We start from the raw sequence: 24,399 nt of genomic DNA, 5'->3' as shown, positions 1-24,399 counted from the left end.
TCACACCTTAACAGATTCATATATTGATGTAATTACTTTGCTTTTGGCCAGGCACTTAAAGCCAAGTCGGCAATTGCCTTTAAATCGTCGTTAGAGGCGCCACTGGTCGCCTGCACCGACATGCCCTGATGCAAGGTTGCAAGATATTTCGCCAACGCATGCGGGTCGGCGTCACTTAATAAGTCGCCATCCTGTTTAGCCTGCTCAAAACGTTTGGTCAGCAAGTTTTCATAAGCGTTTCTATATTGTATAAGCACTTTTTTCACCATCTCGGCACTTTCGCCGCCGGATAACGCGCCCTGCACAATCATGCAACCTTTGGGATGAGAAGGCTGGGTTAAAAAATCGGCTGCTTCATATAGAAAACGCTTAGCCACAGCATGCGAGGTAGGTTCATTGATCACATCCCTCACAAAAGCCACCGGGCCCGTGGTGTATTTTGATAATGCCTTCATAAATAACTCTTCTTTATTACCGAAGGCGGCATACAAACTGGGCTTATTGACGCCTAAGGCTTCGGTCAGTTCAGCGAGCGATGCACCTTCATAACCTCTTTGCCAGAAAATCTGCAGGGCCTTATCAAGTGCCTCATCCATATCAAACACCCGTGGACGCCCTCGTAATTTTTTGGTCTCGGTAGTCATGCTTAAGCCTTTCAAATAAATAATATACCAATTGTTACAAAAAAAGATTGACAAGGCAAGTGTTGCTGAATATTATTTATATACCAAACGGTATTAAATAAAAACTTTTATCAAAATCGTATTAAAAAAGGAGCTGTTTATGCACAAATTTATCAAATCATTATTATTAATTGCCACTACATTTTCAATTGTAGAGCCTGGCATTGCCTCGGCAGCAGACAAACTGGAAACTGCTCCTACCCAATTTTTAGAAACCAATGGCGTTAAATTCTCCTATCGCGCATTAGGCCCTAAAACAGGAACGCCTTTAGTATTCCTGCAACACTTTACCGGCACCATGGACGCATGGGATCCGGCTGTGGTGAATGCCTTTGCAAAAACAAGGCCGGTAGTGGTCTTTAATAACCGGGGCGTGGGCGCTACTAATGATGTCGTTGCTGATAATGTCGCACAAATGACCACTGACGCTTATGCGTTTATCCAGGCGCTCGGTTACAAAAAAGTAGACCTGTTGGGATTTTCACTGGGCGGGTTCGTTGCACAAGAACTGGCTGCGCAACACCCTGAATTGATTCATAAAGTGATTCTTGCCGGCACCACCCACCAGGGAGGCGGCAATAACTTAATGAAAGTACTTGGCGAAGCATTTTCTAGAGCCAATGCGCCTGACCCACGTGACTATCTATTCTTCTCGCAAACCGATGCCGGCAAAAAAGCGGGCGCTGAATTTTTGTCCCGTGTTTATGCCAGGACAAAAGACCGCGACCCTGAGAGTGGTAAAGACATTGCCGATGCGCATGGCAAAGCGCTGATCATATGGACCAGCACGCCGGATCCGGAATACAAAACACTTACCGCCATCCAGCAACCGGTACTGGTGGTGACCGGAAGCAATGACACCATGTTGGACACTGCAGGTTCGATCACACTCTACAAACACATTAAAAATGCGCAATTAGTGCTGTACCCGGACTCAAACCACGGCTCTATTTTTCAGTATCACGATAGCTTTGTTAACACAGCCAACTATTTCCTAAGTCATTAGTTACAAAAGCCACCAGCAGTGGTGGTTTGTTTCATTCATGATGGATACGAGAAATATATGACAACCACTGAAGCAACTTACAGCCCGCCGGACAAAGCCACGCATAACGGATGGCGCGTGTTTGCGATTGCCTGTATCGCCATTTTTATGGTGTCGCTGGATACCACCATTCTGTATGCAGGCTTCAGCAATATCCTGCGTAGCTTCCCGGGCGCAACCGCCGCCGACTTATCCTGGGCGATGAATGCCTACTCGATTGTATATGCGGCCATGCTCATTCCGGCCGGGGGGATCGCAGATAAATTCGGCAGGAAAAAAATATTTATGCTGGGTGTGTTGCTGTTTGTCAGCGCCTCATTTGCCTGCGGCGCCTCACCCAATGTCGGCTTTCTGATCGTTGCCCGGATTGTGCAATCCATAGGCGCATGTTTGCTATCCCCCGCTGCGCTGGCCATTGTGCTTGAAGCTTTCCCAAGGGAAAAACGCATGGTCGTCATGGGCGCCTGGGGGGCGGTAGGCGCCTTGGCAGCGGCCCTGGGTCCAGGGATAGGTTCATTGATTATTGACATAGGCGGCTGGCAGTGGGCATTTTTTATCAATATCCCGATTGGCTTATTTTGTATCTGGCAAAGCGCCTCTTCGTTGCAAGAGTCGATCCAGCCCAGGGATAAATTACGCCTGGATTGGGTAGGCATACTGCAACTGATGACGGGCGTCGGTGCAATTGCTTTCGGCCTTGTCGAGCTTAACTCTATTCACTGGTCTGCTGTAGAACTGCTCAGTATCGTAGTACTCGGCCTGGCCCTGTTACTCAGTTACATCCCCTGGGCAAAGTCTAACCCTGAGCCATTATTTGAGTTAGGCCTGTTCAAGAGCGACACCTTCCTGTTTGCCAATATTGCCGGGTTTATATTTGCCATCGCCTTTGCCATTATGTTTTTTTCATTCTTTTTCTGGATGAAGAATATCTGGCACTTTAGCCAGTCGATGGCTGGCACTTCTATCATGCCAGGCCCATTAACGGTGGTACCGACTGCGATTCTTTCAGGTAAGCTTGCCTCAAAAGTCGGCCATAGACCTTTATTGATTACCGGCACCATCACCTATGCCTTGAGTGGCTTGTGGTTCATGTTGGTACCAGATGCCAGCCCCGACTACCTGACTGAGTGGTTACCAGGATTAATATTGAGCGGTTTATCGGTAGGCCTGGTGATCCCTTCATTATCCGCAGCCTCCGTATTTGGGTTACCCGCCAAAGATTATGCAGTAGGTAGCGCCATCAATCATTCCGTGCGCCAGATAGGCACAGTCATTGGCGTTTCGCTCACCGTGCTGTTATTAGCCAAAGCAGAATTACATATCGCCGACTTTCATCGCATCTATGCCATTCATATCACGCTGGCGCTGATCACCGGCTTATTGTGTTTACCCATCAATACGCATCCCAAACAATTACTAGTGAAAACAAGCGGCACTATTTGACACCGGTTAATGTTGAAAAGTTATTAAGGTCATTATTATGAAAAGAATTGTTGTTACCGGAATGGGCGTGGTCAGCCCGCTAGGCACAGGTGTTGAATTAGCCTGGAAGCATTTACTGGAAGGAAAATCCGGCATCTCAACGTTGCCAGATATCTTGGCAGAAGGCAGCCCGGTCAATATTGCCGGCTGGGTAAAACCATTAGAGACTGATCCGGTTTTTGGGCTGGATTTATCACAGCATATCAGCGCCAAGGAGTTGCGCAGGATAGACAGGTTTATCCAGTTTGCGTTGATCGCGGCAGAAGAAGCGGTTCATCAGGCACAGTGGCATCCAAAGAATGATGCTGAAAGCGAACGCACCGCCACGATTATCGCCTCGGGCATTGGCGGCTTTCCGGCCATCGCACAGGCAGTCCGCAAAGGCGAGCAGGAAGGCGTTGAGCGCTTATCACCTTTTACCATTCCGTCATTCCTGGTGAACCTCGCCGCTGGCCAGGTGGCGCTAAAACATCAATTCAAGGGGCCGCTGGGCGCACCAGTCACCGCGTGTGCAGCAGGCGTGCAGGCGATTGGCGATGCTGCCAGGCTAATCCATGCGAATGAGGCTGACATTGTCATTTGCGGTGGCGCCGAAGCCTGTATCGACAAAGTAAGCCTGGGCGGCTTTGCCGCAGCCAAAGCGCTGAGTAGCCGGTATGCAGATACCCCCGAGCAAGCCTCAAGGCCATTTGATCAGGACCGGGATGGATTCGTCATGGGCGAAGGCGCCGGTATTCTGGTGATTGAATCTTATGAACATGCCATGGCAAGAGGTGCCACGCCAATTGCCGAATTGGTAGGTTACGGCACCACTTCGGATGCCTACCACATCACCTCCAGCCCGGAAGATGGTTCCGGTGCGGCGCGGGCAATGTCGATAGCCTTGAATCAGGCAGGATTAACACCCGCTGCAATTGATCACATCAATGCGCATGCCACCTCTACCCCTGTCGGTGATGCAGGTGAACTGGCGGCGATCAAGCGTGTATTTGGAACTCAGGATGCCCCAGTTATCAGTGCCACCAAATCTTCTACCGGTCACTTACTGGGTGCAGCGGGCGGGCTGGAAGCTATCTTCACCATTAAAGCCATTCAAACCCAATACTGCCCGCCAACTATTAATCTTGAGAAAGCTGACGAACGCGCCAGTGGACTGACTATTGTCGGCCAACAACCTCTAGTCAAGAACATTGACTATGCCTTATCCAATGGCTTTGGCTTCGGCGGCGTCAATGCGTCAGTGATTTTCAAACGCTTCTATTTTTAACAGTCGCACGCTTTACCAACAACGTGGCAATTAACCAACCAATCAATAGGGGAAACTAAATGAACTACGCACCAAAAGACCTGAAATTTAATGGTGAAGAACGCTTCATCAAACTGGCGAATGGAGAAACCATACGTGTGATAAAAACCGGCCAGGGCGCGCCGCTTTTACTGATGCACACCATACGCACGCAGATTGAGTTTTTTAGCGAGATGATCCCATTCTATGCAAAAAACTACACTGTTTACGCCGTCGACTTGCCTGGGCACGGCCTGTCATCCATTAACAAATCAATCAATTATGATGAACCTTATTTGAGGAATGCATTGATTGAAGTCATCAACCAGTTAGGACTAAACAACCTGACGCTGGTAGGCGAGTCTATCGGTGCAACGCTCGCACTCACCATCGCAGCCACCCTGCCGGAGAAAATCAAGCAGGTGTTTGCGGTAAATACTTATGACTATGAAACCCGGTATGCCGATGGCATCCGTCGGGGCAACTTTATTGCTAACTTCATATTGTGGAATTATTCTATTCCTGTGCATGGTGCCATCTTCGCAGCGTTAGAAAACCGCTTTTTCTTGAGCCTGGTGATGAATGGCGGCGTGACCAATATCAAGAGAATACCGACCTGGCTAATGAAACTATTTGATCAGACAGGTCACAGGCCAGGTTATAAGTTTCTTGGCAGAAATCTCCTGAAAAACTGGCGAAGTTGGTCTAAAGCATCTGAGCTTTATGCGCAGGTGAAATGCCCGGTCATTTTGGTATATGGCGAGTTTGATTGGTCAACCCAGCAGGAAAGATCGCGTACATTAAATCAATTACCTGCTGCCACATTGCAGACAATTGCCGGTGCCGGTCATTTTCTCAGCATTGATAACCCGGAAGCGCTTAAATTGGTTTTCAAATAAGTGTTAAATTGACTGTTGGCTAAGCCGCTCAGCCATATGTTTTTTCAATTAACCCTTTTAAATAATTCATATCGCCGAATGTTTTTGAGGCGCCGGCATTGATGAGTTTCTCTGCAGGGAAAGTGCCGGTATAACCGAACACATTCATTCCCGCAGCCACTGCGGCAGTGACGCCTATATGCGTGTCTTCTATCACCAGAACATTCTCGGGAGACACGCCATTGGCTTTGGCTGCATGCAAGTAAATATCGGGCGCTGGTTTCGGTGCGGCAACCAGGCTGGAAGTAAAAATCTTTCCATCAAACCTGTTAAAAAGTGTTGTCTTTTTGAGCATCAAACGTACTTTCTCTGGTGAGCTATTTGAAGCCAGGCAGAATGGCACATTGAGATCATCAATCGCTTTTTCAACATTTTTGACTGCTTTCAAATCTCGCTCCAGCGCTTCTATACTCATGGCATTGAATGACTTGAAAAAGTCATCCGGAAGTGTGAAATTGTGATGCTGATATAAAAGCGCTTTGACTACGCTCATGCCACTGCCTACATATTTGGCGACAAACTCTTCGTGTGGAATGGATAGACCATAACCTTGCAAGATATCTAAAAATATTTGATTAGTGATGGGCTCGCTGTCCACCAGTACACCATCACAATCAAAGATGACTAATTTTAATGCTTTCATTGCCTTCATTTCTCTATCAATCCGCTAAAGATTTAAGTCCGACAAATCCTACATCAATAGCAGTGAATGCCTGATAAATTTAATAATCCTGTTTGATTATTCTGCAACCGTTGGGACCGAAAGTGGAAGCTATATAGGATTCCCGTGTTTGGTTACCGGCACCGCGGTAGTTCCTGAGGAGCTACCGCATCTATGTCCACAGTACGCCCAGATTAATATCATAGTAAAAGGACTAAAAAAATGATGATTAGCCAATGGATGACCTCTCAGGTTGCTACCGCCTCCCCTCAAGATTCTCTCAAATTTGCTGCACAACTCATGGAAGAAAATGATTTCGATGCGATACCCGTTTGTGAAAACGGCCGTTTGGTTGGCATGCTTTCAATCAGAGATATCGCCATCAAAGCAGTTGCCCATGGACGATCCCTCGAAGAAACTAAAGTTGCGCAGTGCATGGCTGTTGAGGCGAAATATGTGTTTGCTGATCAGGCCACGTCGTATGTCATCAACTTTATGATTGAGCAGCAGCTCAAAAGTTTGCTGGTATTAGACAGGGATTACGAATTAGTTGGCATCGTCTGCCTCGAAGACCTGGATATCTCCAACAAAATCACAGGTTCTTTTAGTATCAAAAATAAAGCCCCTATAGAAGTTGTCACGTCTCAATGGCAAAAACCTAGTACCCATAAAAATTACCAGAACCTGGTTCAGGCCTAGACTTATTGATTAACACTTAAACCTGAGTTAAAAAATAATGAAAAAAATCACTCTATTCGCACTCGCTTTTGTACTTACCAATTCTTTTAATACTAATGCTGACACCCTGGGTTTTGCGGTAGGTAGTTACGATTTCGATGGATCCCGTTCTGCGACAGATTTTCGTGTTGATTATGAATATGATACTTCAGTCATCGTTGATCATTTAAAACCATGGCTAGGCGTGCAAGCGACCACCGATGGTTCGCTGTGGCTAGGCGGCGGCGTGTTGTATGATTGGCAGTTTGCTGATACCTGGCACCTGAAGCCTGGTTTGGGTGTGGGGTATTACAGTCGCGGAAGCAGTGATCTCGACTTGGGCCATCCGGTTGAGTTCCGTTCACAGCTCGAGATTGCAAAAGATATCAATGCACAAAATAGCCTAGGTTTGGCAGTCAGCCACTTGTCCAACGCCGATTTGGATGATAGAAATCCTGGTGTAGAAGTGCTGAGCTTGTACTGGCACTACAACTTTTAAGCCCAAGCGCTCTAAGTATAAATTTTCACCTTTCAGTTCATAAGCAAAAAGCCCCTGTTTCCCGGGGCTTTTTCATCAGATGATTGATATCAGCTTAATCTGTATTGACATCATCACTGTCCTGGTCTGCTGTAGATTTCAGATCCGGGTTATTGATCACCTCTGGGCTCAAGAGGTTAGAATCAGATCCATCCTGGTTATTAATAATTTCTGGATTCAGAATATCTGGATTAGCCATATTTAACTCCTAGGTTATTGGTCAGAGGTTTTCCCCTAACACACAGGATATGGAAGTTTCTGTTAGCTGCTTATCAGAAAAAGTCTGATAAGCGCGTAAGAATCATCCTTGATTATGCCTCCCCCATACCTTTGCGACACTGAGCTTTATTCATTCAAGCAAAGTCATCATCAATGGGCAGAAGGTGGCATCTTACGAATTTTGGCCACCTGTTTGGCATCAGTCGCATCCAGATTGTGATTCCAACCCTTTTGCATAAAAGTCACCAACTGGGCAACCTCTGTATCATTCAGTATATGGCGGAATTTTGGCATATTGTACGGAGCTGCAACACCCTGCGGTTTTAGCTGGGGCGAGCCGTTCAGGATGACATTAATCAATGAAGATGGGTCCGGATCCATCACTGCCGGATTTCCGGCAAGCGGTGATAAATAAGGAGCGACACCCTGACCATTCTGGCTATGACAGGCAGCACAATATTGTTGATATAACTTGGCACCGGGATACTTTTCTGGCTCTTTGAATTGCGCTAGCGTAGCAGAGGGGTCGTATTTATAAGGCTTTTGGCCTTTATCATCTGAGCCTTTTATTGTTTTTAAATAGCTGGACATTGCGGTTAAGTCTTCAAGCGTCATGCCTTCTGTACTGTTATTAATCACGGGGGTCATGGTACCGAAAGCGGAACTATGCTGATTAGCGCCTGATTTGAGGTAAACAACGATGTCGCTTTCTGACCATCGGCCAAGGCCGGTGTTATGGTCGCCACGTAAGTTGGTCGCAGACCAGCCTTCGAGTGTTTCACCACTTAAAAATTTACCTGATTCATGGGTAAGCCCTTTTTCCTGAAATGCCAAGCCACGGGGAGTGTGGCAAGCGCCACAATGTCCTAATCCCTGCACAAGATAAGCTCCACGATTCCAGTTTGCATCCTTGTCAGGATCAGGTTTGTATGTCTCTTTATCCAGAAAAAATGCATTCCAGATCGCCAACGGAAATCTGTAATTCAAGGGCCAAGGAATTTCACTGGCTTTGTTTGCCTGCCGCACAGGTTTGACGCCATGCTTGAAATAAAGATACAAGTAATGAATGTCAGTATCACTGACTTTGGCATAAGAAGGATACGGCATGGCCGGATACAGATGGTGGCCATCTTTTGCCACACCACGACGTAGCGCTTTGGCAAAATCAGATTCCGTATATTTACCTATGCCGGTTTCAGGGTCTGGAGTGATATTCGTAGTGTAAATGGCACCAACCGGGGTAAGCATGGGTAGCCCGCCGGCAAAATCTTTGCCATGTGGAGCCGTATGGCAAGATACACAATCGCCCACCCGTGCCAGGTATTCTCCTTTCTTAATGTCTGCCGGACTGATGGCAAAGACATTCAGGGAAAAACTGAAAGCGATGATGGTGGCGCATATGTTCATCAAACCTGATGTTATCTTCATCATGGCTCCTATGCTTGTAGTTGATTGCCAATTGGCAGTTTACGGATGCGTTTTCCGGTTGCCGAGAACACCGCATTTGCCAGGGCAGCACCAATAGCCGCCGTACCTGGTTCACCGATGCCACCAGGCGCTTCGGCGCTTTTGATCAAATGGATATCAAACACGGGCGCTTCATTGATGCGCATTACACGATAGTCATTAAAGTTGGTTTGTTCCACGCGTCCATTTTTGATGGTGATTTCGTTGTAGAGCACAGCACTGAGACCAAATATCACGCCGCCTTCAATTTGGGCTAATACCGTATTGGGATTAACCGTCAACCCGCAATCCACCGCGCATACCACTTTATCTACTTTGACTTCACCCTGTGGGTTCACAGTGATTTCTACTATCATCGCCAGGTAGCTGCCGAAGGCATGCATGACAGAAACGCCACGGCCTTTTCCTTTTGCCAACGGCTTGCCCCAGTCACTTTTGCTTACAGCAAGTTGCAAAGCGTTTTTCAGCCTTGGAGTTTTATTCAACAGTTCAAGACGGTATTTGACCGGGTCGACTTTAGCCAGGGCTGCCAGTTCATCGATAAAACTCTCGACCACAAAAGTACCCCGGGTAGGGCCTACACCGCGCCAGAATGCCGTGGGTACGTCGCGGGGTTCAACACGCACATAATCGACATACAGATTAGGCAATTCATAAGGAGGGTCAGCAGACACTTCTACTGCATCAGGGTCCACACCATTTTTGACTGCTGGCGGTGCAAATCTCGCCATGACTGAAGAACCTACAATCCGGTGCGACCAGGAAACGGGTTTGCCTTTCGCGTCCAGGCCCGCTGAAATACGATCAAAGTAATAGGGCCGGAACATATCGTGCTGGATATCCTCTTCGCGTGTCCAGATGACCTTGACTGGCCCTTTGACTTGCTTGGCGATTTTGACAGCTTGCACGACACCATCGAACTCCAGCCTTCTGCCAAAACCGCCCCCAATCAGGAAGTTATGCAGCCTGACTTTTTCAACGGCAATACCTAGCGTTTTTGCAGCCATTCCCTGCGCAAAAGTCGGTATCTGGGTGCCTACCCAGATGTCGCAACCTGAAGCGCCGACTTCTACCGTGCAGTTCATGGGTTCCATCGTCGCATGTGCCAGAAATGGTTGCTCATATTCCACACTCAGGGTTTTATCGGCTTTTTTAAATGCACTGGCGGCATTACCTTCTTTTTTGGCGACCGCGCCTGGTTTTTTGGATGCATCCCGCAAGTCCTGGATCAGATCACCCGTTTTCACCGCAGTGCTTTTACCTTCATCCCATTTGATTTCTAGCGCACCTAAGCCGCGCTTGGCCGCCCAGGTATGAATGCCAATCACGGCAACAGCATTATCCACCTTGACCACCTGAAGGACTCCAGGCATCTTCAAGGCACGACTATCATCCACGCTAATCAACTTTCCACCGAACACCGGGCTGGTGGCGATTACTGCGAACTTCACTTTGTCCGGATGCGCATCAATACCAAATTTGGCCAAACCATTTACTTTATCGGGGGTATCTAATCTTTTGGCCGAGGTACCGATGACTTTGAAATCTTTGGGGTCTTTGAGAGCAACTTTAGTGGGGACAGGTAATGCACTGGCAACTTTTACCAGTTCACCATAACCCAATTTTCGACCTGACGCTTCATGATAGATCACCCCTGACCTGGCTTGGCAGGTAGATTCATCTACTTTCCATTTCTGGGCAGCAGCAGTCACCAGCAGTGAGCGGCAAACAGCCCCAGCCTGGCGCAGCGGATCCCACATTGCGCGGATAGAAGTTGACCCGCCTGTGACTTGTGCACCCAGCATCGCGTCTCCATAAAGCTTGTCATTCGGCGGGGCATGCTCCAGCTTCACCGTTTGCACATCGACTTCAAGCTCCTCAGCCAGCAACATGGGCAGTGAGGTATAGACACCCTGGCCCATTTCAACCTTGGGCATAATCATGGTGACTTCACCATTCGTATCAATCTTGATGAAGGCATTCGGCGCTAACACATTCTTGCCAGCCTCAAGCTCATCATAGGACTGTGTTTGTTTACCCTGGCTCAAGGCGGGCATACTGATACTGAGCACCATACCACCCGCTGTTGTGGCACTAACCGAGGCGGCAAACTTGAGGAAATTTCTGCGTGGAGGATTGGCAACAATATATTTATCGGCCAGGCCCTGAATTAATCCTTGCGACATAATCAGGCTCCTTCTTTCGCGGCAACTTTGATTGCGGCACGTATGCGTGGATAAGTCCCGCACCGGCAAATGTTGCCTGCCATCGCGGTGTCTATCTGTTCATCATTGGGATGAGGATGTTGTCCGAGTAAAGAACATGCAGACATGATCTGGCCGGACTGGCAATAACCACACTGCATGACCTCGAGGTCGAGCCAGGCTTTCTGGATAGATTTACCAGCAGAAGTTTCACCCACCGCTTCTATGGTGGTGATTTTCTTGTCACCGATTGCTGAGATAGGCAGTACACAAGAGCGGGCCCCCTGCCCATCGATATGAACGGTGCATGCGCCACATTGCGCGATACCACAGCCAAACTTGGTCCCTGTCAGACCGATGATATCTCTGATCACCCAAAGGAGAGGCATGTCATCTGGCGCATCCACCTGGTGGGTGGTGCCATTAATATTCAGTGTCGCCATAGTCGGATCTTCCTTGAAAGAAGTGCATCACTGAGTGATGTCTTATATTAAATCTGATTTTATTTACAACATTAGAGTGGATTAATTCAAACGTCGAATCAAGCAAAAATTTATTAAATCATTGCCTAAAACAATATTCCTGACTCTATCAGTCTTAATTGATAGAGGCAGGAACTCGAATTAAGTTTGAATTATCTCTCCTGTCCAGAAGAGACAAGATGGAAGGCGAGCAGTTATTAGTCTAGTAAGAATTTAGGTGTTTGCGGGTAAACACTTAATCGGCTGAGACTGATGGAATTTTATGAATACTTAAATCGGCGCCATCAAACTCAGCCTCTGCATCCAGGCGGATGCCGACAAGTTTTTTCAGCAAACCATACACAATACCGCCGCCAATGAATGCGACAGTGATACCAGCAATAGTACCGAGCAACTGGCTTACCAGGCTGACGCCACCCAACCCGCCTAAACTGGCACTGCCGAAAATACCGGCTGCTATACCACCCCAGGCACCGCATAAACCATGCAACGGCCATACACCTAATACATCATCAATTTTCAGGCGATTTTGTGTCATGGTAAACGCCCAGACAAAGATAACACCAGCTACACCACCGGTGACCAAGGCGCCAAGCGGATGCATCACATCTGAACCGGCACAGACAGCAACCAGGCCAGCCAAAGGGCCGTTGTGCACAAAGCCAGGGTCATTTTTACCGAGTACGAGTGCAGCCAGAGTGCCTCCGGCCAACGCCATCAGCGAATTGACGGCTACCAGGCCTGAAATGTTTTGGATAGCTTGCGCGGACATCACATTAAAGCCAAACCAGCCGACGGTCAGTATCCATGCGCCTAATGCCAGGAAAGGAATATTGGAAGGTGGATAAGCATGCAATCTGCCTTCTTTAGTATAGCGTCCACTGCGGGCGCCTAATAGCATCACCGCTGCCAGAGCAATCCAGCCGCCCATCGCGTGTACGACAATCGAACCTGCAAAGTCATGGAAGCTGGCGCCAAAGCTGGACTTTAACCACTCCTGGAAACCAAAATGGTTGTTCCAGGCGATCCCTTCAAAAAAGGGATAGACGAAACCGACAATCAGGAAGGTTGCTGCCATTTGCGGATTAAACTTGGCGCGCTCGGCAATGCCACCGGAAACAATCGCCGGAATGGCTGCTGCAAAGGTCAGCAGGAAAAAGAATTTAACGAGGTCATAACCGCTTTTAGCTGCCAGGACATCAGCGCCACTAAAGAAATTGATGCCATAGGCGATGCTGTAGCCAATGAAAAAGTAGGCAATGGTGGATACGCAAAAATCCACCATGATTTTGACCAGTGCGTTGACCTGGTTTTTTTGACGCACTGTACCTACTTCCAAAAATGCAAAACCGGCATGCATCGCGAGCACCATGATGGCCCCCAGTAATACAAACAAGACGTCATTAGCGGACACTAATGCTTCCATTTTCGCTCTCCGAATTTAATTATATAAAGATGACGTTTTGCCTTTTGGCACGCCTTTTTAAAAATTCGCAGTGAATAAGCAATTATCAGACCATTATTACATGGTTGATTTTAAAGAATAAAGTTTTAGGCTCACTTGAAAAATGCACCAATATTGCACCTTATAAAGTGCATTGCACTTTTTTAGTGCGATTTTGGATTACATGATTTCGGAAGGTTGAAGCTGCTTGAACATCTCTTCGGCATCTGGGTGTGCGGCCCAGAAATAATAGAACTCACGCACCGCATTCAAAAATAAATGCCGGGTATGCTTGAGGTTAAATAAGGGCAAAGTAGCATCCGCCGTAATTCGAAATGCATTTTTCTCCGACAGAGGCGCATCACGTAACCTCAGCAACATTAACTTGGCCATACGTGTACGCACTTCAATATCCATATCCTGTTTTTGCTCCATGGATTTAAGCGCTTTAACGTATCCATTCAGTGCCCATAGTTCTGAAGTGGCAAATTTTTCGGCTTGCAAAGCAGGCCATACCGATTGCAGATCAATGACAGCCGGTTGCCAGCCGATAAGATGTAACTCAAAGCCAACAGTATCCGCATACTGCATGACCGCTTTAACATCGCCACGCCAGAAAGGATAAAACTCACGGATAATGGTAAGCAGCTCAGGCCAACGCTGTGCAGGTTGATCTTCGAGAAAATCGTCCACCGCTTTACGGTAAACCGCACTGGTAGACTCTTGATTTTCCAGCATTGGGCACAATTCACTCAATATGGCATCGCGTTGTGCCATGATGGCTTCATCTGCTCCCTTGGCATGCAATAAATTATAATAAGCCTGGATAGCGTCTGTTTCGCGTGATGAACTCATAGCAAACTGTAGTGAATTAGAGGATAAGAAATGAAGATTTTGGAACGGACTCACTTGTATCATACACCCAAATGCGGCTCCGGCTCACAGGAGAAATCGAATGGCTGAATGGTCACTGCTGGCACTCATAGTCGCTGGCGCCTGGTTCTGGATGGACTCTGTTTCCAAACGGGAAATTGCCCTGAAAATCGGCCGTCAACTGGCTGATCGCTGCAACTTGCAATTTCTCGATGAAACCGTTGCAGGCTCACGTGTTGGCTTCTCCCGCGACACCAATGGCCGCGTACAGATACTACGCACTTATACTTTTGATGTCTCCAGCCATGGGATTGAACGCATGGCCTGTCATTTGCAATTACGCGGCGGTCAGCTGGTTGCCTGGCATATTCCGCCATACGCAACCCAATAATGCATATTGGACGGTTTGCCCCCTCGCCTACCGGCCCTTTGCATTTCGGCTCGCTGGTCGCAGCGGTCGCGAGCTATTGCGATGCCAAAAGCCGTGGCGGAAAATGGCTGTTGCGGATTGAGGATGTAGACCAAACCCGCAAAATGGCAGGTGCCAGTGAAGAGATCATCCATACCCTTGAACATTATGGGTTTGTATGGGATGACGAAATTACCTATCAAAGCCAGCGAACCGCACTATATGAAGAAGCGCTAAACCGGCTTCGTGACAAACACCTGGCTTACCCCTGCACCTGTTCCCGCAAGGAAATTGCGGATTCCAGCAGCATACATGGTATTGAAGGGGCCATTTATCCCGGCACCTGCTTATCACACCCGATAAAACATGATTTCCCGGCAGCATGGCGTCTGAAAACAAAAGAATCACTGATTACCTTTCAAGACCTCTTTCAAGGCAGAATTCAGCACAATATGGCCCGGGAAATTGGTGATTTTGTCATCAAACGTTCCGATGGTTTATACAGCTACCAGCTTGCCGTCGTAGTAGACGATGCAATGCAAGGTGTCACGCATGTGGTACGCGGTGCTGATCTTCTCAATTCCACCACCCGTCAGATTTATCTGCAACAACTGTTAGGCTATCCAACACCAGTGTACGCGCATATCCCGCTGGTATTGAATGCTGATGGGCAAAAATTGAGCAAGCAGACGCTCGCTGATTCATTGCCCAAAGATGAAGTCATTGCAACGTTGCTGAAAGCTTTCCGTTTTTTGCCTAACCTCCCCACACATCCCCCAGCCTTTAAAACGCTTCCCGATTTGTGGCAATGGGCACTGGATAACTGGCAACCTTTTGATAGCGTATGGTGACTTAGCATTACCAACCGCTCACTAATGATTGATAATTGTTATCAACTTAATTATTATTTCGATAATTTTTTAAAATGATCACAACAATGAAAACACCCTTATCGCTTAAGCTAACTCCTCAACCAGTCCTCAATGCATTAGGTTTGCTTTTAAGCTCATCTATTCTTTCAATATCGAGTCTGGCCGCAGCGGAAACTAGCCCCCAGGAATTAAAGGAAGTGGAAGTCACCGCAGAAAAAGAAAGTGATACTAAACCGGTTAAAGGTTACCAGGCCAAACGCTCTACAACTGCAACCCGTACCGATTCCGAGCTTGTAGATGTCCCTCAAGCCATTACCGTTATCACACGTGATTTTATCCAGGATCAATCCATGCAAAGCATCGCGGATGCTGTGCGTTATGTTCCTGGCGTTCAGGCGGCGCAAGGCGAAGGAAACCGCGACCAGTTGGTGCTGCGCGGTAACCAGACCACCGGAGATTTGTTCGTAGATGGTTTGAGAGATGACATTCAGACCTACCGCGACCTCTACAATACAGACCGTATCGAAGTACTCAAGGGTGCAAATGGCATGATCTTCGGACGCGGCGGCGCAGGTGGTGTAGTTAACCGTGTCAGCAAAAAAGCTGGTTGGGACCCAGTTAGGGATATCAGCGTAAGTTACGGCAGCTTTGAGCATCGCCGCATTGCGGCAGATTACGGACAAGGCCTTTCTGATGAACTGGCGTTCAGGCTGAATGCAGTTTATGAAAACTCAAACTCCTACCGTGATGGTGTTGAGCTGAGACGCTACGGTATTACGCCGACATTTACCATCAGACCTGGCGACAAGACACAGATCGAACTGAGTGCTGAATACTTTAAAGATGAGCGGATTGCTGATCGTGGTGTGCCTGCACAGGCAACTCGCACAGGCACTTTGACGACCTCAAATGCAGACTTCAATCGCCGTCCATACAAAATTGGTGATTATGATCAGTTTTTCGGCAATGCAAAGCTGAGTCCGACAGAAATCGAAACCGTGGCTTTTAACGGCGCCATCAGTCATGCTTTTGATAATGGTGTGCAAGTTAAAAACAGCACCAGATTGGCTTTTTATGACAAGTTTTATCAGAATGTGTTTGCTAACAGCCCGGTCAGCACGAATGGACAGCTGAGCCTTGCGGCCTACAGAGATGAAACTAAACGTGAGAATCTGATTAATCAGACAGACATTACTTATGATCTAAAAACGGGTGCGATCGCGCACAAACTGCTTGGTGGGGTTGAAATTAATGTGCAAGATACGCGTAACAATCGTACTGCGCCAAGTAACACGGCCGATGACAATGGGACCTTTGTCAGCAACTTGAGTGCCCAATCGCCATTCGGGACGCCTTTGAATTTCAACCGACTGGTCAGAAATCAGCAAAGTGATTTCACCGTCATGGGCGTTTATTTACAGGATCAAATTGTATTCAATCCTCAATGGCAAGCGGTTGTCGGGTTGCGGCATGACCATATTGATACGGACTTCACTAACTTAGTGAGTAACCAAAAGATAAATGTATCAAACAATTTATTGTCACCACGTGCCGGGTTGATTTTCAAACCCAGCGATAACAGTTCAATCTATGCAAGCTACAGCACCTCTTATGTGCCGCGCGCGGGCGATCAACTGATTGGCCTAACGGTCACAGCAGCCAGCTTTAAACCTGAAAAGTTTGTAAATAAAGAAATTGGCGTGAAGTGGGATATCTTGCCGTCTTTAGCACTGTCAGCAGCATTGTTTGAACTTGAGCGGGAAAACGTGCAAGTGGCTAACCCAAATAATGCAACGCAGCAAATTCTGGTAGATGGTCAGGAGACTAAAGGCATTGAGCTTGGTTTGAGTGGAAAAGTCACTGACCAGTGGCAAGTCATGGGCGCGTTCACCTTGCAAGAAGGTGAAATCACCAAACAGCAAGGAGCTGGTAACGGCGCCATTCTAGCTGGTAGTGACCTCACATTGACGCCAACCCGCACCTTCTCTTTGTGGAACAAATATCAGATCAATGAGATGTGGGCAGTGGCGCTCGGCATGGTCAGCCGTTCAGAAATGTATGCGGCATTGCCTACGGCCAGCCAAAGCACACTCTTACCTGGCTACACCCGGTTTGATGCCGCGATTTTTGCGAAAATCAGCCCAAAATGGGATGCGCAAATCAACATTGAAAACCTGACTAATAAAGACTATGCCTTGTATGCGCATAACAATAACAACATCAGCCCCGGTGCACCCCTCAATGCGCGTGCAACCTTAAATTACCATTTCTAAGGGTAGACTACCCGTGACTGAAAGCCCGCCAACAGCGGGCTTTTTTTATTTAGCCCATCAGACAGCCTAACCTTCAATGTTAAAATATCAGCTATGACTAGAGACCTATTACATCCATTCATCTTTGACCACTCCGCGGTGCGCGGCAACTGTGTGCACCTTGATCAAAGCCTGTTTAATGCGCTTGAACACCAACCATTACCACCCGCCTTGAAAAAAGTGATCGGCGAGTTTATGGCGGCCAGTGTGCTATTAACGTCTACGCTAAAAATGCAAGGCAAGTTAATTTTGCAATTGCAAAGCCAGGGTGCATTGCAGTTACTGGTGGTTGAATGTACTTCTGAGCTTGATATCCGTGCCACAGCTAAAGTGCACGAAGAGTTACACGGCGACACGCTGAGCAACTGGCTTGAGCAAGGGCATTTAGTGATTACGCTGATGCCGGAGGAAGGCGAGCCTTATCAGGGTATTGTGCCAATTGAAGGTGACAGCATTGCCAGTATGCTTGAAAACTACATGCTCCGTTCGCAGCAAATCGACACCAAATTGTGGCTGACGGCCGAAGGTGACAGAGCTGCTGGTTTATTGGTGCAAAAACTGCCGCAACAACAAGAGCATGACCTCGATCACTGGAACCGGGTGCAGCATTTGGCTAATACGGTGACCAATCGCGAGTTACTGGATTTAGACACTGAAACTTTGTTACAGCGCCTGTTTGTTGAGGAGGATATCCGTTTGTTTGAAGCGCGTGATATCCGTGCTTTTTGCAGTTGCTCACAAGCCAATGTGGCCAATATGTTGCAGTTACTGGGTCTGGCGGAAGTACGAAGCGTTCTTGATGAGCAAGGCAGCATTCAGATTCAATGCGACTTTTGCAACAAGCAATATGTGGTCGATGAGCAGGAAGCGCTCGCTTTATTTGATGACAACGATGACCACGGAGTGACGCATTAAATCAGCGCACCGGATGATTTAGTTCAACCTGGCACTCGCTGACGCTGGCACTCGAACAAGGCAACTGCCGTTGCCGCGGCGGCATTCAGTGATTCCAATGCCAGAACGCCTTGATGCGCCATCGGGATACTCACACATGCACTCACCATATTCTGCAATGCCTCCGAAATACCGGCGCCTTCATTACCTACTGCAAAGAGGACTGGCCCACTTAACGCTTGATCGTAGAGGTTTTCTCCCTGCATAGTCAATGCGAGTGTTTTACCGGCGAACTGCTGGGCCACTTCCACAGCATCCACGTTTTCGACTAACGGTAATACCAATTGCGCACCCTGGCCACCACGTAAGGCTTTTGGTGACCAGGCATCGGTACAGCCTTTCGTCAGATAAGCAGCCTGCACCCCGGCAGCGGCAGCGGTACGCAATATACTGCCGAGGTTACCGGGATCCTGGATATTTTCAATTAACAGGGCAAAATTTATTGTTTCCGGCAACGCGATCTCCGGTACAGGTACTAATGCCATGATGCCGCTGCTGCTGGATACCGGCGTCAGATCAGCAAACATCAGCGTCGGTACCATGATGGTGTCTACATCAACCAGGTGCTGCATCAGGTTGGATGCCTCCAGGCTGCTTTTCCCCTCAGGAATAATCATCAACTGCGGCTCACCTTGTGTTTGCAGGTAGCCTTCGATCAAATGCACACCTTCCAGTAATGTTAAACCACTGCTTTTACGTTCGCGTGCATTATCAGCCAGCTTGCGCAAGTGTTTGTAGACGGGATTATCGCGGGAAGTGATATGTTTAAATGCCATGCCGGCATTGTACGTGAGTCACGCATGGAGTGACAGAAGCAGGCACCACCTACGGGAAAGTCGCCTCAGGATTCGCGTATAATTCAGGCTATGGCTAAGAAACTTGATTTAGAACGTATTCTGCAACGTCAAGGCTTCGGCACACGTAAAATGTGTCGCATCTTGATTATTAATGAAGAAGTGACCGTGAATGGGGAATTGTGCAATGACCCGGACGCGACTTTTGAACTCGAAAACCTGCAATTCACCATTGAGGGCGAACCTTGGGAATACCGCGAGCACAGTTATCTCATGATGCACAAACCGGCACATCACGAATGCTCGCACAAAACGCAATTTCACCCCACCATCTATTCTTTGCTGCCACTACCCCTGGTTGAGCGTGGCATCCAGTGCATAGGCCGGCTGGACGAAGATACCACCGGTTTGATTTTACTCTCGGATGACGGCCAGTTTATTCACAAGATCAGTTCACCCAAGCACCATGTACCAAAAATCTATGAAGTGACTTGCAAACATCCCATCAGTGACGAGGACCTGCAAGGATTGCTGGCAGGCGTAAAGCTGATAGACGAAGATCAAACGATTGTCGCACTCGAAATTACACGCGTGACAGAATCGATTATTCACATGACTTTGGCAGAAGGTAAGTATCACCAGGTTAAACGTATGATTGCTGCGATTGGAAACCGGGTAGATTACTTGAAGCGTATCAAAATTGGACGCCTTGAATTACCACAGAATTTACAGCCTGGTGAATGGCGCTGGTTAACTGCACAAGACCTTGACGCACTTAAACCTTAATCTATAAATCTCAGAAAATTAATATAAGAAAGCGCTTTATGACCTGGTTAATATTGATAGTTGCCGGTTTATTTGAAACGGCCTGGGCGATTGGGTTGAAATATACCGATGGCTTTTCACGTTTCTGGCCATCGTTGTGGACTATCGTGGCGATGGTGATTAGCGTCTGGTTATTGGGGCTTTGCGTTAAAACTTTACCGGTAGGTACTGCTTACGTTATCTGGGTCGGTATCGGTGCCGTCGGCACGGTCATTTTAGGTATTTTGTTATTTAACGAGCCAGTGTCTGCGTTGCGGATTATCAGCTTGCTGCTGATTATTGCCGGGATGATAGGCCTTAAGCTGGCTAGCTGATTAAGATTAGATTGATTGGCCGCCTTGATCTGGCGGCCTTGATTGCGCAAATTAAATCTTAATCATGCCGGTGACCTCGGCCATGATGCCCGTGTCTCTTGCCCTTTTTACCACGATAGCGTTTCCCATGTGGATCAGGCTCATCGATCTCTTTGCCAATCACAGCTCCACCTGCACCGCCTAAACCTGCGCCTACCACTGCACCTGCGGTTGTGCCACTTACTGTACGCCCAACCGCAGCGCCGGTTGCACCACCCGCGGCCCCACCAATAATAGCGCCAGTTTTACCACCACGGCCTGTAGTCACTGCACCACCTAATCCACCGCCAACTGCACCACCCACAATCTCACCGGTGCTACCACCAAGTACACTGCCTACTGCGGTTCCCGCCGCCGCACCTAATCCGCCGCCAAGCCCGGTTTCAACGTTACCAGCCATGGCTGGTGATGACAGTAGTGCGATGATGCATACCGTTATAAGTTTCATTTTTATCCCTTATCGCCTGTTTCAATGTGTATTATTTTAAACTGTAACTTATTTTCACTTATTGGTTTTTATAATGCTTTATGACTGTTAATAATTTTTTAGCTTTTTTGTTTATATTGATCAATTTGAGCGGTTGCTCAGACCCCATGTCGCCGCTCGCGGAACAAACTATTGTGCGCAGTTTTGACCCAGCCCAACATTTGGGAACCTGGTATGAAATAGCGAGATTGGATAATAGATTTGAAAAGGGCCTCGAACAGGTCACCGCAAATTATACCTTGCAGGATGATGGCTCAATTAAAGTAGTGAATCGTGGGTTTGACCCGCAAAAGAAAGACTGGAGCGAAGCAGTAGGCAAAGCCAAATTTATTGATCCGGCCAATGCAGATGGCAGCCGAACTGGCCGCTTGAAAGTATCTTTCTTTGGGCCTTTTTATGGCGATTACAATATTCTTATCGTAGATAAGCCATATTACAACTACGCGCTGGTAAGTAGCGGCAGTGAATATCTATGGATTTTGTCACGCACACCCCAACTCACCTACCCAATCAAACAACATTTAATTGCGAAGGCAAAAGAGCTTGGATTTGCGACTGAAAAGCTATTGTTCATCCGACAAGCCAACCAGGCCGAGTACGAATCCGGTCGACATGTGATGCCCCAGCAACATTAACTCCTGCTTGGAAGAACTTCGGGAGGGTTGTCCCTCCCGATCTGTTCATTGCTGTGATTCTACAGAACCGGTGGCAGCAGGTGCTGACTTTTCCATTGCAGCTTCTGAGTCTGCTGGTACAGCAGCCAATTCGTAACGCCATTGACCTAACACCGCATAGACGCCATCAGACTCTTTTGCAATTTGAGTTGCCACTTCGGCATCCTGTTTGGAACCAACCAAACCAGATAATTGCACGACACCTTTAGCATCAGAATCCACTTGTAAAGTTGAAGTGTCGATACCATGACTTTGCAAGCTGGTTTTAACGTTTTGCACGACAGTGTCGCTAGGCAAAAACTTGTACATTGCTTCATTTCTGTTCACTACATCAGCCGCAGATGCAGTAGCACTGGCACCTAGTAAAGAAGCCATTAATAAACCTGTAGTCAGATAAAAATTAGTTTTTTTCATGATTTAAGTCCTTTCGTAATTTGGCAAACTGCCCATACTGCAGAGGATAATCGTGCGCAATATTTATCTTGGCAACTCACCGAAAAAAAAGAGCAAGCTACTTCTTTGGGAGAGGATACATAGCTTGCAAAGGGTGTTTCCAATTAACTTTCTTTTACTACAATTGCGTTTTTAACGGATTTCACACCTTCAACGCCAGAAACCAATTCTTCAGCTTTAGACTTAAGACTTGCATCAGATACAAACCCGCTCAACAACACTTGACCTTTATGGGTTTCTACACTGATTTTCAGTGATTTCAATGCTTCCTCTTCCAGCAGACGCGCTTTTACTTTAGTAGTAATCCAGCTATCTGACATGGCAGACTTGATTGCTTTTTGACCAGTTTTGGTTTTTAGCTCCGCATATTCTTCATAAGTTAAGCTGCCGTCATTGTCGCCATCAAAAGTTTTAAAGTCTTTATGCTTCACACCTTTGTCAGCTTTAGCTTCGGACCATGTAAGTGTCTCGTTAGCGTTTTTATCCAGGCTATTGAACTGCTGAAGATAAGGTTTATCTCCGTTTTGAACTTCATCCAAATCAAATGCAAATGCATTTAATGTAATTGTTGTAGCCAGCAAGCCACCGAAAATTATTGCATGTTTAAATGTTGTTATAGACATATTGCCTCCTATTACTTTCTATTTTTAGTTTAAGTGAGCGACAGCTCTGGTTTATGTGTGACCATAATAGAGACCAGGAGATATTAGGTCAGTCGTCTGATGACTGAATTCGATGTCAGAATATGACTACAGTGATGCCTGAATAAGATCAGGAAGAGGCAGATAGATCTCTCAGATAAGGTAGAAGCACACGTGTGCTAGCGCCTTGCAAGGGAGAACTGAAAATTTCGTAATGACCGCCAATAGATTCCACACGATTACGCAAACCGCTGATGCCGGTTGAAGCACTTTTTAATTTACTGGTGTCGAAGCCAATGCCGTTATCGGCAATTTCGACTTTGATATTCTGTTCGTCATTAAGTAAATGTACTGAAACCTTTGTAGCCTCGGCATATTTACTGCAGTTATTCAGGCTTTCTTGCACCAGCCGGTAAATAATCAAACTCAAGGTCTCGTTAATCTGCAGATCTTGTTCAGGCAGAATAACATCCATTTGCCATTGGTTTCTGTTCTCTGCTTCATTGAGCAGATTCTGCAGTGAGGCATTCAGGCCAAAGGTCTTGATCATCGATGGGTGCAGGTTTTGCACAATCTCGCGCTTGAAGTTAATACTGCGATCAAGGTATTGATTGGTTTTTTTGAGTTTTTCTGTGACTTGCGGAAAATCGTCTTTCAGGTGTTTAACCGCCCAGGATATATCCATTTTGATGGCAGTGAGCAATGACCCGAGCTCATCATGCAACTCCCTGGAAAGCTTATAGCGTTCCCTCTCTACATTGGTTTGAGCTAGTAATGCTTCGCCTTGCAGCTTATGGCGCAAAGTTTGAACATTGCGTTCGTATTCGGTGTTTTCATCGGTCAGGCGCTCATGCAATTTTGCTTTTTCAGCCAGTTCCCGCAGCAAGCGTTTGATCACCAGTACCACGAGTGAAACAAAAATCAGCGGGCAAGCCATCACAAACCAGCGCATCATGCGCCGCGTATTATTGCGGGTTTCTGCGAGCTCTGCCCGGTATTCCATTACCTGCTTTTCAAAGTGATGTGCCAGCTTTTCTATATTACGGCTTTCCTTCATGCCTGAATCCAGCTTCACAACCGCTAATGCTTTGTCAAATTGGCGTTTTTTGGCTAGATCAATGGTAACGCTCATCTCGGCAGATTTTTTGGCAATACTATTTACCATTTCTGTCATGATGGTGCGAATGGCCGGATGCCTGGTCAGGTTACTACGATCAAGTAATTTATTGATGTTATGCAAATGCGCTGTAATCTGACTGGTGGATTCGTCATAAGGCCTGAAATAAGTATCTGATCGCGTCAGCAGGTAACCGCGCTGGGCACTTTCCGCAATTGCGAGATGTGCCCGCGTCTGCCAAGTTTCCATGATTAATCGGTCCAATGTGGACAACGCATCTGTTTTTTCACTGGTATTAACAATAAGGCGGTCATTAAATACCAGCATAGCGGCGGCCAGAATCAGGCTCACGGTTAACAGGGCGACAGTATTACCGCCAAAGGTTTCACCGACCTTTTCCATTCGATCCAGCAGTGCAAGAAGATGTGTTCTAAGATTTTGCATGGTGTGATAATTGCCAGTGTTGCAAT

Annotated in this window: 26 protein-coding genes; 13 read left to right on the top strand and 13 right to left on the bottom strand. The window is 47.2% G+C overall.

The window, feature by feature from the left end; all coding sequences use genetic code 11:
• Positions 1 to 32: 32 nt before the first annotated feature.
• Positions 33 to 644, bottom strand: a complete 612-nt coding sequence (locus tag LPA26_RS00590; RefSeq protein WP_055829776.1) for a TetR/AcrR family transcriptional regulator — start codon at positions 642 to 644, stop codon at positions 33 to 35.
• 139 nt (positions 645 to 783) lie between these two features.
• On the opposite strand from LPA26_RS00590, the gene LPA26_RS00585 reads away from it, so the two are divergent.
• The 4 genes from LPA26_RS00585 to LPA26_RS00570 are packed head-to-tail and all read left to right on the top strand — an operon-like array spanning position 784 to position 5,394.
• Entirely contained in the window at positions 784 to 1,689 is a 906-nt protein-coding gene (locus LPA26_RS00585; protein ID WP_229006921.1) for an alpha/beta fold hydrolase, read from the top strand.
• 57 nt (positions 1,690 to 1,746) lie between these two features.
• On the top strand, positions 1,747 to 3,171 hold the full coding sequence (locus LPA26_RS00580) for an MFS transporter (protein ID WP_229006920.1): 1,425 nt from the start codon (positions 1,747 to 1,749) through the stop codon (positions 3,169 to 3,171).
• A 37-nt stretch (positions 3,172 to 3,208) separates the two neighbouring features.
• Positions 3,209 to 4,477: a beta-ketoacyl-ACP synthase II gene (gene fabF, locus LPA26_RS00575; RefSeq protein ID WP_229006919.1), complete on the top strand. Its 1,269-nt coding sequence runs from the start codon at positions 3,209 to 3,211 to the stop codon at positions 4,475 to 4,477.
• 59 nt (positions 4,478 to 4,536) lie between these two features.
• Entirely contained in the window at positions 4,537 to 5,394 is an 858-nt protein-coding gene (locus tag LPA26_RS00570; RefSeq protein ID WP_229006918.1) for an alpha/beta fold hydrolase, read from the top strand.
• 28 nt (positions 5,395 to 5,422) lie between these two features.
• Here the strand turns inward: LPA26_RS00570 and LPA26_RS00565 are convergent, their stop codons facing one another.
• Entirely contained in the window at positions 5,423 to 6,076 is a 654-nt protein-coding gene (locus LPA26_RS00565; RefSeq protein WP_229006917.1) for an HAD family phosphatase, read from the bottom strand.
• Positions 6,077 to 6,316: 240 nt separating this feature from the next.
• On the opposite strand from LPA26_RS00565, the gene LPA26_RS00560 reads away from it, so the two are divergent.
• Together LPA26_RS00560 and LPA26_RS00555 are read left to right on the top strand one after the other, a co-directional pair.
• On the top strand, positions 6,317 to 6,793 hold the full coding sequence (locus LPA26_RS00560) for a CBS domain-containing protein (protein WP_229006916.1): 477 nt from the start codon (positions 6,317 to 6,319) through the stop codon (positions 6,791 to 6,793).
• A 37-nt stretch (positions 6,794 to 6,830) separates the two neighbouring features.
• Positions 6,831 to 7,310 (top strand): acyloxyacyl hydrolase, encoded by a 480-nt coding sequence (locus LPA26_RS00555; RefSeq protein WP_229006915.1) that lies wholly within the window; start codon positions 6,831 to 6,833, stop codon positions 7,308 to 7,310.
• 94 nt (positions 7,311 to 7,404) lie between these two features.
• Here LPA26_RS00555 and LPA26_RS00550 read toward each other — a convergent pair whose 3' ends face one another.
• The 6 genes from LPA26_RS00550 to LPA26_RS00525 form a co-directional block, all read right to left on the bottom strand.
• Positions 7,405 to 7,548 carry a hypothetical protein gene (locus tag LPA26_RS00550; protein ID WP_156376548.1) on the bottom strand — a complete coding sequence of 48 codons (144 nt, stop codon included), beginning with the start codon at positions 7,546 to 7,548 and terminating at the stop codon, positions 7,405 to 7,407.
• A 170-nt stretch (positions 7,549 to 7,718) separates the two neighbouring features.
• Positions 7,719 to 8,999, bottom strand: coding sequence for a cytochrome c (locus LPA26_RS00545; RefSeq protein WP_229006914.1), 1,281 nt, complete (start codon positions 8,997 to 8,999; stop codon positions 7,719 to 7,721).
• Between the two features lie 5 nt (positions 9,000 to 9,004).
• A complete protein-coding gene (locus LPA26_RS00540; protein WP_229006913.1) occupies positions 9,005 to 11,221 on the bottom strand; it encodes a xanthine dehydrogenase family protein molybdopterin-binding subunit in 2,217 nt (738 codons plus the stop codon).
• Positions 11,222 to 11,223: 2 nt separating this feature from the next.
• Positions 11,224 to 11,682 carry a (2Fe-2S)-binding protein gene (locus LPA26_RS00535; RefSeq protein ID WP_229006912.1) on the bottom strand — a complete coding sequence of 153 codons (459 nt, stop codon included), beginning with the start codon at positions 11,680 to 11,682 and terminating at the stop codon, positions 11,224 to 11,226.
• A gap of 274 nt (positions 11,683 to 11,956) precedes the next feature.
• Complete coding sequence (locus LPA26_RS00530) at positions 11,957 to 13,147, bottom strand: ammonium transporter (RefSeq protein ID WP_055829798.1); 1,191 nt, start codon at positions 13,145 to 13,147, stop codon at positions 11,957 to 11,959.
• Positions 13,148 to 13,345: 198 nt separating this feature from the next.
• Positions 13,346 to 14,020: a hypothetical protein gene (locus tag LPA26_RS00525; protein ID WP_055829800.1), complete on the bottom strand. Its 675-nt coding sequence runs from the start codon at positions 14,018 to 14,020 to the stop codon at positions 13,346 to 13,348.
• A gap of 100 nt (positions 14,021 to 14,120) precedes the next feature.
• Here LPA26_RS00525 and LPA26_RS00520 point away from each other — a divergent pair, with 100 nt between their 5' ends.
• The 4 genes from LPA26_RS00520 to hslO all read left to right on the top strand — a co-directional run bounded on the left by LPA26_RS00520 (position 14,121) and on the right by hslO (position 18,546).
• Positions 14,121 to 14,429: a DUF3301 domain-containing protein gene (locus LPA26_RS00520; RefSeq protein ID WP_229006911.1), complete on the top strand. Its 309-nt coding sequence runs from the start codon at positions 14,121 to 14,123 to the stop codon at positions 14,427 to 14,429.
• Complete coding sequence (gluQRS, locus tag LPA26_RS00515; protein WP_229006910.1) at positions 14,429 to 15,298, top strand: tRNA glutamyl-Q(34) synthetase GluQRS; 870 nt, start codon at positions 14,429 to 14,431, stop codon at positions 15,296 to 15,298. The genes LPA26_RS00520 and gluQRS overlap by 1 nt, the downstream gene beginning before the upstream one ends.
• 86 nt (positions 15,299 to 15,384) lie before the next feature.
• Positions 15,385 to 17,592, top strand: coding sequence for a TonB-dependent siderophore receptor (locus LPA26_RS00510; RefSeq protein WP_229006909.1), 2,208 nt, complete (start codon positions 15,385 to 15,387; stop codon positions 17,590 to 17,592).
• A 93-nt stretch (positions 17,593 to 17,685) separates the two neighbouring features.
• Positions 17,686 to 18,546 (top strand): Hsp33 family molecular chaperone HslO, encoded by an 861-nt coding sequence (hslO, locus tag LPA26_RS00505; RefSeq protein WP_229006908.1) that lies wholly within the window; start codon positions 17,686 to 17,688, stop codon positions 18,544 to 18,546.
• Positions 18,547 to 18,569: 23 nt separating this feature from the next.
• On the opposite strand, the gene LPA26_RS00500 is transcribed toward hslO, so the two are convergent.
• Positions 18,570 to 19,361 carry an RNA methyltransferase gene (locus LPA26_RS00500; RefSeq protein WP_229006907.1) on the bottom strand — a complete coding sequence of 264 codons (792 nt, stop codon included), beginning with the start codon at positions 19,359 to 19,361 and terminating at the stop codon, positions 18,570 to 18,572.
• 90 nt (positions 19,362 to 19,451) lie between these two features.
• On the opposite strand from LPA26_RS00500, the gene LPA26_RS00495 reads away from it, so the two are divergent.
• Both LPA26_RS00495 and sugE read left to right on the top strand, forming a co-directional pair.
• A complete protein-coding gene (locus LPA26_RS00495) occupies positions 19,452 to 20,165 on the top strand; it encodes a pseudouridine synthase (RefSeq protein WP_229006906.1) in 714 nt (237 codons plus the stop codon).
• 38 nt (positions 20,166 to 20,203) lie between these two features.
• Positions 20,204 to 20,518: a quaternary ammonium compound efflux SMR transporter SugE gene (gene sugE / locus LPA26_RS00490; protein ID WP_229006905.1), complete on the top strand. Its 315-nt coding sequence runs from the start codon at positions 20,204 to 20,206 to the stop codon at positions 20,516 to 20,518.
• Between the two features lie 58 nt (positions 20,519 to 20,576).
• Here the strand turns inward: sugE and LPA26_RS00485 are convergent, their stop codons facing one another.
• Positions 20,577 to 21,005, bottom strand: a complete 429-nt coding sequence (locus tag LPA26_RS00485; RefSeq protein ID WP_229006904.1) for a glycine zipper domain-containing protein — start codon at positions 21,003 to 21,005, stop codon at positions 20,577 to 20,579.
• A gap of 146 nt (positions 21,006 to 21,151) precedes the next feature.
• Between LPA26_RS00485 and LPA26_RS00480 the strand changes: the two genes are divergently transcribed.
• Positions 21,152 to 21,679 carry a lipocalin family protein gene (locus tag LPA26_RS00480; RefSeq protein WP_229006903.1) on the top strand — a complete coding sequence of 176 codons (528 nt, stop codon included), beginning with the start codon at positions 21,152 to 21,154 and terminating at the stop codon, positions 21,677 to 21,679.
• Between the two features lie 45 nt (positions 21,680 to 21,724).
• Here the strand turns inward: LPA26_RS00480 and LPA26_RS00475 are convergent, their stop codons facing one another.
• From LPA26_RS00475 to LPA26_RS00465, 3 genes are all read right to left on the bottom strand, one after another.
• Positions 21,725 to 22,132, bottom strand: coding sequence for a BON domain-containing protein (locus LPA26_RS00475; RefSeq protein WP_229006902.1), 408 nt, complete (start codon positions 22,130 to 22,132; stop codon positions 21,725 to 21,727).
• A 143-nt stretch (positions 22,133 to 22,275) separates the two neighbouring features.
• The gene (locus LPA26_RS00470) at positions 22,276 to 22,794 is read right to left on the bottom strand and encodes a BON domain-containing protein (RefSeq protein WP_055870708.1); all 519 of its coding nucleotides are present in this window, start codon (positions 22,792 to 22,794) and stop codon (positions 22,276 to 22,278) included.
• Positions 22,795 to 22,942: 148 nt separating this feature from the next.
• Positions 22,943 to 24,373, bottom strand: coding sequence for a CHASE3 domain-containing protein (locus LPA26_RS00465; RefSeq protein ID WP_229006901.1), 1,431 nt, complete (start codon positions 24,371 to 24,373; stop codon positions 22,943 to 22,945).
• Positions 24,374 to 24,399 lie beyond the last annotated feature (26 nt).

This window comes from Methylophilus sp. Leaf408 (assembly GCF_916856905.1).
Classification (GTDB): Bacteria; Pseudomonadota; Gammaproteobacteria; order Burkholderiales; family Methylophilaceae; genus Methylophilus.
The sequence above is the reverse complement of the archived record's forward strand: the minus strand, read 5'-3'. Positions and strand labels throughout refer to the sequence as shown.